At 40.8% G+C, this 9660-nt stretch carries 7 protein-coding genes and 1 pseudogene; 7 read left to right on the forward strand and 1 reads right to left on the reverse strand.

The features are described from left to right. Nucleotides 1-123 precede the first annotated feature (123 nt). From B2X72_RS21045 to B2X72_RS21075, 7 genes are all read left to right on the forward strand, one after another. Nucleotides 124-810 (forward strand): response regulator transcription factor, encoded by a 687-nt coding sequence (locus B2X72_RS21045; RefSeq protein ID WP_201667286.1) that lies wholly within the window; start codon nt 124-126, stop codon nt 808-810. Beyond that, nucleotides 807-2186 carry a HAMP domain-containing sensor histidine kinase gene (locus tag B2X72_RS21050; protein ID WP_286851366.1) on the forward strand — a complete coding sequence of 460 codons (1380 nt, stop codon included), beginning with the start codon at nt 807-809 and terminating at the stop codon, nt 2184-2186. Before B2X72_RS21045 ends, B2X72_RS21050 begins: the two co-directional genes overlap by 4 nt. Nucleotides 2187-2363: 177 nt before the next feature. Next, a complete protein-coding gene (locus B2X72_RS21055) occupies nt 2364-3698 on the forward strand; it encodes a TolC family protein (protein WP_208734254.1) in 1335 nt (444 codons plus the stop codon). Beyond that, entirely contained in the window at nt 3688-4779 is a 1092-nt protein-coding gene (locus tag B2X72_RS21060; protein ID WP_286851369.1) for an efflux RND transporter periplasmic adaptor subunit, read from the forward strand. The genes B2X72_RS21055 and B2X72_RS21060 overlap by 11 nt, the downstream gene beginning before the upstream one ends. A 21-nt stretch (nt 4780-4800) precedes the next feature. After that, complete coding sequence (locus B2X72_RS21065) at nt 4801-7908, forward strand: efflux RND transporter permease subunit (RefSeq protein ID WP_286851371.1); 3108 nt, start codon at nt 4801-4803, stop codon at nt 7906-7908. 231 nt (nt 7909-8139) lie between these two features. Continuing rightward, nucleotides 8140-8973 carry a sulfite exporter TauE/SafE family protein gene (locus B2X72_RS21070; RefSeq protein WP_088162862.1) on the forward strand — a complete coding sequence of 278 codons (834 nt, stop codon included), beginning with the start codon at nt 8140-8142 and terminating at the stop codon, nt 8971-8973. A 78-nt stretch (nt 8974-9051) separates the two neighbouring features. After that, nucleotides 9052-9453: a DUF1634 domain-containing protein gene (locus B2X72_RS21075; RefSeq protein ID WP_088162863.1), complete on the forward strand. Its 402-nt coding sequence runs from the start codon at nt 9052-9054 to the stop codon at nt 9451-9453. A gap of 7 nt (nt 9454-9460) precedes the next feature. On the opposite strand, the pseudogene B2X72_RS21080 reads toward B2X72_RS21075, so the two are convergent. Further along, nucleotides 9461-9660, reverse strand: a pseudogene (locus B2X72_RS21080) (N-acetyltransferase); the annotation flags it as partial.

Consider the following 9660-nt stretch of genomic DNA (forward strand, 5'->3'; position numbering starts at 1 on the left):
TTTCTTTTTGTTTCATATTTCTTCGTGTAAATCTTATGTTACCAAATTAAGTACGAAGAAAACATCTCTTTGATTGGATGACAAAAATTTGTTTATTTTTACGAAAAGACAACAGATATAAATATGGTGGACATTTTGCTGCTCGAAGACGACAAGGTACTCTCTAAAGAGATCCGATCTTTTCTATTAAGCCAGGGCTTTACCTGTGATCAAGCCTTTGATGGAATCGATTTTTTGGCCAAAACACACCAGAAGAAATATGGTTTTTATCTATTGGACATCAATGTCCCCAAAATCAATGGATTGGAAATCTGTAAAAAGATAAGAAGCCATGACGCCTTTACACCAATTATTATTCTCTCGGCATACGATGATATAGATGATAAAAAGGAGGCATTTCTACGGGCTGCTGATGACTATTTGGTTAAACCTTTCGTCTTAGATGAATTGCTGATGCGCATCTATTCCCTATTGCGTCGGCAGCAGCATAGCGAAAGCAATGAAACAAAAACACTGGTAGTCGATGATCTGATCATTTATCCTGATGAGGCCCGTGTATTACGTGCAAATGAAGAAATTAATCTTACTCAAAAGGAATTTCAGCTGCTGCTTATCTTAGCACAGGCAAAGGGCCGCACCCTGTCCAAGCAACATATATCGGAGGAAGTATGGCAAAATCAATTTCAGACAACACAGAATACAATTGAAGTTTATATCAACTTTTTGCGTAAGAAGATTGATAAAAACTTTGAGAATAAACTGATCCATACAAGACCTGGCTTTGGTTATTACCTATCGGCAGAAAAATGAATTTAAAGAAGAAAATAGCGATTAGCTTTAGCATTGCATTCTCCGTCCTTTTCGGTATGGCGATGTTGATTATCTACTATGCTAGTTTCGATTTTCGGAAAGATCAATTTCGCCAGCGACTGATTGATAAATTGGACAATATTTCCCATTATATCGCCAGTAACCCCTATTTCAACCGCCAGTCTTACAAAAACTATTTTCACGATGACGAAGATGGCCTTTTCTATGAAGATGTTATCATCCTTGACAAAAACAAACAGCTCGTCTTCAGTACCGTAAAGGATCAGACCATTACCTGGAATGCCTCGATTGTCAATCGGCTAAATCAGGAAAAACAGATCTTCTACAATCAGGACCAATATGAAACGCTGGCTAAATATTATCGCATCAACGGTTTACCCTATTATATTATCGTAAAAGCACAGGATTACTCCGGAAATGAAAAAATGGACCATCTGGCGCTCGTCCTAACATTATTATTTGTCCTGAGCACTGTTCTGGTCTGGATATTTAGTTATAAACTCATCCAGCGCCTATTGATCCCACTCGATAAATTAAAAGATAATATTACGCAGATTAATGCTAGTAAACTTACCAAACCCGTCGAATATACCGGTCATACAGATGAGATTGCTGTACTAACCCGAGCATTTAATACGATGCTGCTGCGACTTTCGGCTGCTTTCGAATCGCAGAAAGAATTTAATTCCAGTGCCTCCCACGAGCTGCGAACACCGCTTGCCCGAATGTCCTTTCAGCTGGAGAACCTCTATCATCAAAATCAGCTGAGTGAAGACGTAAAGCAGGTTTTACGTAACATATCCAAGGAAACCTTACATCTTTCGGAGGTAACCGATTCCCTGATGTTACTTTCAAAGTTCGACTCTGAGCGTTTGAAAATGACCTATAAGGAAGAGCGGATCGATGAAATTATCTTTATGGCCTATGAAAAAGTAGCCAAGGTATTCCCCGACCTGCAACTGGATTTTTCAATCGGTGGGATCGAAGATCCAAAACTTAGTATTTTCTGTTCCGCACAATTGATTGAAATTGCTTTTGTGAATTTATTTAAAAATGCTGCGCTCTACTCCGATACCAGGGAGGTAAAAGTGATAATTCTAGAATCAACCTTCGAACTCAAGGTACTTGTCAGTAATACTGGCCCGGCCTTAAGCACAATCGACCAAAAGCGGATTTTTGATGCATTCAGCCGCGGTGAAAACGCAAGTGAAACAACAGGATCAGGCTTAGGGCTACGTATCGTTCAGCGTATCATGCAATCGCATCAAGCAACGATAGCATATCAGGCAGATCTAAAACAATCTACGCATACTTTTGTATTACTATTTAAATTGTTCCCAAACAGGGAAATTTAGTTGCCTGATTAAGACAGATAATGTCAAGTCTCTTAGCTACAAGCACATATATTTACTATACCCATTCAAACCTATCCACCGATCTGAAAAAACATGCTTTTTTAAGCTTTTTTTAAGCATTTATTAAGGGGTCTTTAATCTTAGACCAGTTATTTTGTTACATAAGATTTGAAACATATGACAAAGACACCCCTTATATTTTTATTGCTTTTCAATAGCATGACTTTTGCTCAACAAAAACCACCACAAGCTGTTTATACGAGCATTCATGAAAGTACATTTGGGACTAAGCAAAGTGAGATCTTGGGACAACAGATGACCCTGCAGGAATGCGAAGAAGCCTTTATCAAAAGTAACCTCTCCTTGCTCGCGCAACAATATGACATCAGCCAAGCAGAGGCTGACGTTATACAGGCCAAAATATGGGATCTACCACAGTTGCAGCTGTCTGCCAATGCCTATGACCCACAGAACAAACAAACATTTCATATTGGTCAATCCAAGGAAGCAAGCGTATCCCAATTGATTTATCTCGGTGGAAAAAAGAAGAATGAAGTGGAATTTGCCAAATCAAATGTTGAACTTGCTAAGTTGCAGTTCAGTCAATTACTGGCGAGCCTTCGCGCGCAACTGCGTACAACCTTCTATTCTCTTTACTTTGAGCAACATAAGTTGGCAGATATTAAAATTCAGTTGGATTACCTAAATAATCTGCTTGCAGCTTATAAAGAGCAAGGAAAAAAGGGGAACGTTTCTTTGAAAGATCAAGTTCGTCTTCAAACAATGGCCATCGATCTCAACAACGAAAAAACGACAGCGATCAATAATAGCATCAATCTACAGCAGCAATTACGTGTGCTTATTTCCAGTCAGGAAGATGTATTACCGAAGTTAACAGATCGAGAAGCAGATCAGGAACTTGCCGTAAAACCAACAATGCCTTTGGACAAAATCTATCAATTGGCCTTGGAAAACAATGCCGATTATCAATTTGCCTTAAAGACTGCTGAAAGCTCACAGTTATTTACAAAATGGCAACAGTCTTTAAATACACCTGATATTAACCTTGGCCTTTCCTACAGCCAGAATGGGGGTGTATTCCACAATGAAGTCAATGTTACAGCCGCCATTCCGATCCCGTTGTGGAAACAAAATAAAGGAAATGTTATCAAAGCGAAATACGCCGAAGAAGAGGCAAAGAAAAATATTGAAGTCCAACGGCAGCTGTTGGAGTCACAGATCCGTTCCAACTATCAGTCATGGGAAAATCAATATAATCAATATTTTACCATTACTCCAGACGACCTTCACAACATCGCTGTGGTCTATGATGGCATATTCAATAATTTTAAAAAAGGAAATATTTCTTTAGTCGAGTTCACTGATTTTATGGACAGCTACCGCATATCTATCCTTAAGTTATACGATATGAAAAAGGAAATTATTCTCAACGCCGAACAATTAAACTACCTGGCTCAAACTTCTCTATTCAATTCAACTCATGTCAACTAAAAAACTTCTTATAGCCACTGTGGCAATAATGCTACTTTACGCTTGCCAAAATCATAAAGAAACAGATAATGCAGCCATTGTCAAAGGTTTCGAAATTAGTGAGACGATGCTTAAATCGACAAGTTTTGCTACGGTTAAAAAAGAAAATGTGACCGAAGAACTCAACTTTTTTGGAAAGATATCGGCCGATCAAAACAATTACATCGATATTTTCCCACTCGTTGGAGGGAATGTTGTCTCCGTGAATGTTTCTTTGGGTGATTATGTCCATAAAGGTCAGGTATTGGCAACAATCAGAAGTACGGAAGTCGCCGGTATACAAAAGGATCTTTCGGATGCCAAAACCGATGTATTACTCGCAGAGAAAAACTACCGTGTAGCTGAAGATATGTATAACGGAAAATTGAGCACAGATAAAGACATGTTGGAAGCAAAAGGACAATTGACCAAAGCCAAAGAGCAACTACGCCGTTCAGAAGCTGTAAGTCAGATTTACAATGTCCGTACAGGCAATATTTATTCGGTCGTATCTCCAATCGATGGTTACATCGTTCAAAAAAACATCAATAAGGACATGCAGCTGCGTAGTGACCGCAGCGACAACATCTTCGATGTGGCCAATACAAAAGATGTATGGGCAATTCTTAACGTCAACGAAACGGATATCGACAAGATTAGTATGGGCATGCCCGCTATGGTGTCTACCCTGAGCTACCCGGACAAAAAATTCCAGGGCAGTATCGATAAAATCTTTAAGATCATCGATCCGCAGACGAATTCAATGCAGGCACGGGTGGTGCTAGACAATAAGGATGGTTTACTTATTCCGGATAGTAAAGCGACCATTAAAGTATTGCATCGCTCCAATACGGAAGCGCTCGCAGTTCCTTCTGATGCGGTCATTTTCGATCAAAACAAATATTTCGTATTAATCTATAAATCCCAAAATGATATTAAGATTCGCGAAATATTGCCGATCAAACAAAACGAAGGAACAACCTACATGGCTACGGGACTACAGGAAGGTGAAAAAGTTGTTGTCAACAATAAACTTCTGATCTATAGAGCTCTGAATAATTAATCCGTCTTAGCATTTACACGAATGAACAAATTCATTAAAAATATCATTGCCTTTTCCATTAAAAATAAAGCATTTACCTTTATTTGGGTTGGTATTTTGGCTATAGCTGGTTTCATTAGCTTTAAAAGCATGCCTATTGAGGCATTTCCTGATGTAACCAATACACAAATAACCATCATTACCCAATGGAATGGAAGAAGTGCGGAGGAAGTCGAACGTTTTGTAACGACACCAATCGAACTGGGCATGAGTCCAGTTCAAAAGAGAACAAGTATACGGAGCACCACCATGTTTGGCCTCTCCATTGTTAAAATCATCTTTGATGATGGTATTGACGACACTTTTGCCCGCAACCAGGTCAACAACCTCATGCGGTCTGTAAGCTTGCCCGACAATGTCGACCCTGAAGTACAGCCCCCTTATGGCCCTACAGGAGAGATATTCCGTTATACATTACATAGCGATCAACGTAATTCACGCGACCTCCTTACTTTGCAGACCTGGGTCATTGACCGCGCTTTACGTGGTGTCCCTGGTGTAGCAGATATCAACGTTTTTGGTGGACAGGATTTGGTTTACGAAATCAGTACTGACCCTATCAAACTAGACAAATTTAATCTGACCCCGTTGCAGGTATTTGATGCTGTCAGCAAAAGTAACCTGAATGTCGGCGGAGATGTCATCGAAAAAAGTGGCCAGTCCTACGTCGTACGCGGTATTGGTTTGGTCAACTCAATTAATGATATCGAAAACATCACTGTAATCAACCAAAAAGGAAATCCTGTCTTTGTTAAAAATGTAGCCGAAGTAAGAGAAAGTGCAATGCCCCGCGTGGGCCAAGCCGGTTTTGGTAAAAATGATGATGTGGTAGCAGGAACCATCGTAATGCGGAAAGGCGAAAATCCAAGAGAGGTTTTAACTGCTGTAAAAGCGAAAATAGACGAGCTCAACAACAAAATCCTTCCCAAAGACGTCAAAATGCAAACCTTCTATGACCGTGACAATCTCATGGATTTCACGACCCATACCGTTATGCATAACTTAATTGAGGGTATTGTACTCGTCACCTTAATGGTATTGCTCTTTATGGCAGATTGGCGCACTACGGTCATCGTTTCCATTATCATACCTCTCGCATTACTTTTTGCCTTTCTATGTCTTAAACTAGCGGGCATGAGTGCCAACTTGCTTTCTCTGGGCGCAGTAGACTTTGGTATTATCATCGACGGTGCCGTCGTCATGGTTGAAGGGATATTTGTCATGCTGGATCACCAAGCCCATAAGCTGGGCATGGAGAAATTCAACAAAATGGCCAAAGCCGGCTGGATCAAACAGACAGGAACAGGCTTGGGAAAAGCAATCTTTTTCTCCAAGCTAATTATCATCACCTCCTTGATGCCTATATTCTCCTTCCAAAAAGTAGAAGGAAAAATGTTCTCTCCACTGGCCTTTACCCTGGGTTTTGCTTTACTGGGTGCATTACTGTTTACCTTGACACTCGTTCCGGCTTTATCGCATATTCTGCTCAATAAAAATGTAAAAGAAAGACACAATCCATTTGTTGAATTCTGGAATAGAATTGTCGCCAAGGGTTTTGGATTTACATTCCGAAACAAGCGTCTGAGTATGATCGTTGCAATTACTTTACTAGCTGCAGTCTTGTTTTCTGCAAAATTTTTAGGAACTGAATTTTTACCGACATTAAATGAAGGGTCTCTTTGGGTTACTGCCGAAATGCCTATGAGTACTTCTTTACGTGAATCGGTTAAAACAACCAAACTGTTAAAGAGTACTTTGGAAACCTTTCCTGAGGTCACAGGTGTACTGTCGCAAACAGGACGGAGCAACGATGGTACCGACCCCAATGGCTTTGGCTTTGTTCAGTTTGCTGTGGCCCTAAAACCTAAAGAGGAATGGACCCGTAAAATCACCATGGATCAGCTGATCGAAGAAATGGACCATAAACTCAAACAATTTCAGGGTATTACCTATAACTATTCACAGCCTATCTCGGATAATGTTGCCGAAGCAGTTGCTGGTTTCAAAGCCGAAAACGGCATCAAGATCTTTGGCGATAACCTCGCAACCTTAGACCGCCTGGCGAAAGAAGTTTATGCACAGGTCAAAGGTATTCAAGGCATTAAAGAACCTGGTATTATTCTCAATATTGGTCAGCCCGAAGTGAGTGTGGTATTGGACCGGACCCGTATGGCAGCTTTCAACGTTCTACCGGCAGATGCACAGGCGGTACTCGAAATGGCCTTCGGCGGAAAGACCGCTTCCATTTTGTACGATGGTGAACGCAAATTTAACATTCGCCTACGCTATGCACCCGAATATCGGAAAACAGAAAAAGATATTGCACAGCTGATGGTTCCATGTGGTGATGGTACATTAATTCCTTTGAAAAGTATCGCGACCATTGAAAAAGATAATGGTGCTGCTTTTATCTATCGCGACAACATCAAACGCTATATCGGCATCAAATTTTCCATCCGCGACCGTGACTTAGGAAGCACCATTGCTGAAGCACAACAAAAGGTAAGTAAAATTAAGCTTCCGGAAGGATATTCCATTGGCTGGACTGGACAATTTGAAAATCAGCAACGTGCTACACATCGTTTAGCACAGGTGGTACCAATCAGTTTGATCGTCATTTTCTTCCTATTGTTTATTCTATTCGGGAATATCAAGGATTCGCTGCTCGTATTGGCCAACGTTCCTTTTGCACTTATCGGTGGAATTATTGCCTTACACGTTACAGGTATGAATTTTGGAATTTCGGCTGGAGTAGGTATGATTGCATTATTCGGGATATGTATCCAGAATGGGGTTATCCTGATCTCGGAATTCCACCAGAATAAGAAGGAAGGTCTACCCAATGACCAATCAATTTATAAAGGTGTAAAATCGCGAACACGACCTGTGGTCATGACAGCTCTAATGGCTTCCATCGGACTATTGCCGGCTGCACTATCGACCGGTATAGGTTCGGAATCACAAAAACCTTTGGCGATCGTCATCATTGGCGGACTAATCTCAGCGACGATATTGACGTTGTTGGTATTTCCAATCATCTACGATATCTTCAACAGAAAAGAAAAGGTACAACAAACAATCGTTGAATAATGTTGTCCATATTTTATATACGATATACTTAGACCATTAAAAGGTCATCGATACTGCCTCACGCTGAGAAGTGGCAGGGCAGTATCATTTTTTGATGATACTTTTGATGTAACATTTGTATCTATTCCGGCTTAAAAATTTCAAAAACAATAAAAAGCCCTTAAGTTTACAACAAATTACCTTCCATTAAGCGGAAGCTGCTTTTTGGATCACACAAACAAACAAATATTTATGACTATTCTCACCTTTACAATCATCCTTCTCCTGGGTGCTTTTGTAGCAGGACTCTTAGGATCCCTGACAGGCTTAGGCGGAGGGGTCGTTGTCATCCCTTTATTGACTCTGCTGTTTCATGTCGACATCCGTTATGCCATTGGAGCTGCCTTGCTGGCTTCCATAGCGACTTCATCCGGTGCAGCTACAGCCTACGTCAAGGAAGGCATCACCAACATCCGGCTCGGGATGTTTCTTGAAATTGCAACTACCATTGGAGCAGTGATCGGCGCTGTTATTGCCATTTACATGCCTACGAATACCATTGCCATCATCTTTGGTGTTGTACTTATCTTCTCTGCGGCTATGACGGTACGTAAGAAAAACGAACACGCACTTTCCGGCGGTTCGGTCCTGGCAGAAAAATTGAAGCTGAACAGTACCTATCCTGCTGATGGCAAATTAATTCCATACAAACTTACCAACATAGCCGGAGGCTTCTCTTTGATGGGGGTTGCAGGAATACTTTCTGGATTATTGGGCATTGGATCCGGATCCCTTAAAGTACTAGCAATGGACAGCATGATGAAAATTCCATTTAAAGTCAGTACCACAACGAGCAACTTTATGATCGGTGTCACCGCAGCTGCTTCTGCAGTGGTCTATTTACAAAGAGGTTATATGGATCCAGGTATTGCTTTTCCAGTTATCCTAGGCGTATTATGCGGCGCCATTACCGGATCCAAGCTCTTAAAACGCATGAATCCGAAGACTTTACGTATTATTTTCGCCGTCGCCATTACATTGGTGGCCTTGGAAATGATCTTCAACGGATTCCAGCATAAATTCTAAAAACGGTAGTTTACACGATTTAGAATTTTAGGTTTGTAACGTCCTTCCGCTAGACGATGAAGGACATAAATACTCAAAATGAAACAAGTATTTTCGAAACACTATTGGGGAGACAAGGACATCTCACTTTTGGTAGGGCAAATTTTACGTATTGGCGTTATACTCGCCTCCTCTATTCTTATCCTTGGCGGTATCTTCTACCTCATTGTTCATGGACAGGATACCGTACCGAATTACAGAGATTTTGTCGGTGAGGGGAATTCCAACACAACAATTACCGGAATTATTACCGGGGCCTTTAGCCGAAATATTCCACAGGTTATACAGTTAGGTGTACTTCTATTGATTTGCACCCCTATTGTACGCGTGATCGGCTCGTTATTTGGGTTTGTCATCGAGAAGGACAGGCTTTACATTATTATCACATTGATTGTATTAACAGTCATTATAGGCAGTATACTCAGCGGAATCAAGGGATAATAAGGCTTTATCTCTTGATTCGCCGCCAGGCCGATTTTTCCAGTGCGTATTCAAAATTTTTACGTTCAGGTTCGTTCACATAGCTGACCATCTTTTCAGCCACTTTAATTGCGCCCAAGCGCTCAACTGCTGTCTGAGAACGATAATTTTCAGCCCCCACATGCAGGTAAATTCGATCCACAAAATTGAAGGCAAAATCAAACATCA

This window comes from Sphingobacterium sp. UBA7253, from assembly GCF_002472745.1.
GTDB classification, from domain to species: Bacteria; Bacteroidota; Bacteroidia; order Sphingobacteriales; family Sphingobacteriaceae; genus Sphingobacterium; species Sphingobacterium siyangense.

Excerpts from the sequence above, each read along its gene's own strand:
- B2X72_RS21045 (WP_201667286.1), top strand. The coding sequence starts at position 124 with ATGGTGGACATTTTGCTGCTCGAAGACGACAAGGTACTCTCTAAAGAG.
- B2X72_RS21050 (WP_286851366.1), top strand. The coding sequence starts at position 807 with ATGAATTTAAAGAAGAAAATAGCGATTAGCTTTAGCATTGCATTCTCC.
- B2X72_RS21055 (WP_208734254.1), top strand. The coding sequence starts at position 2,364 with ATGACAAAGACACCCCTTATATTTTTATTGCTTTTCAATAGCATGACT.
- B2X72_RS21060 (WP_286851369.1), top strand. The coding sequence starts at position 3,688 with ATGTCAACTAAAAAACTTCTTATAGCCACTGTGGCAATAATGCTACTT.
- B2X72_RS21065 (WP_286851371.1), top strand. The coding sequence starts at position 4,801 with ATGAACAAATTCATTAAAAATATCATTGCCTTTTCCATTAAAAATAAA.
- B2X72_RS21070 (WP_088162862.1), top strand. The coding sequence starts at position 8,140 with ATGACTATTCTCACCTTTACAATCATCCTTCTCCTGGGTGCTTTTGTA.
- B2X72_RS21075 (WP_088162863.1), top strand. The coding sequence starts at position 9,052 with ATGAAACAAGTATTTTCGAAACACTATTGGGGAGACAAGGACATCTCA.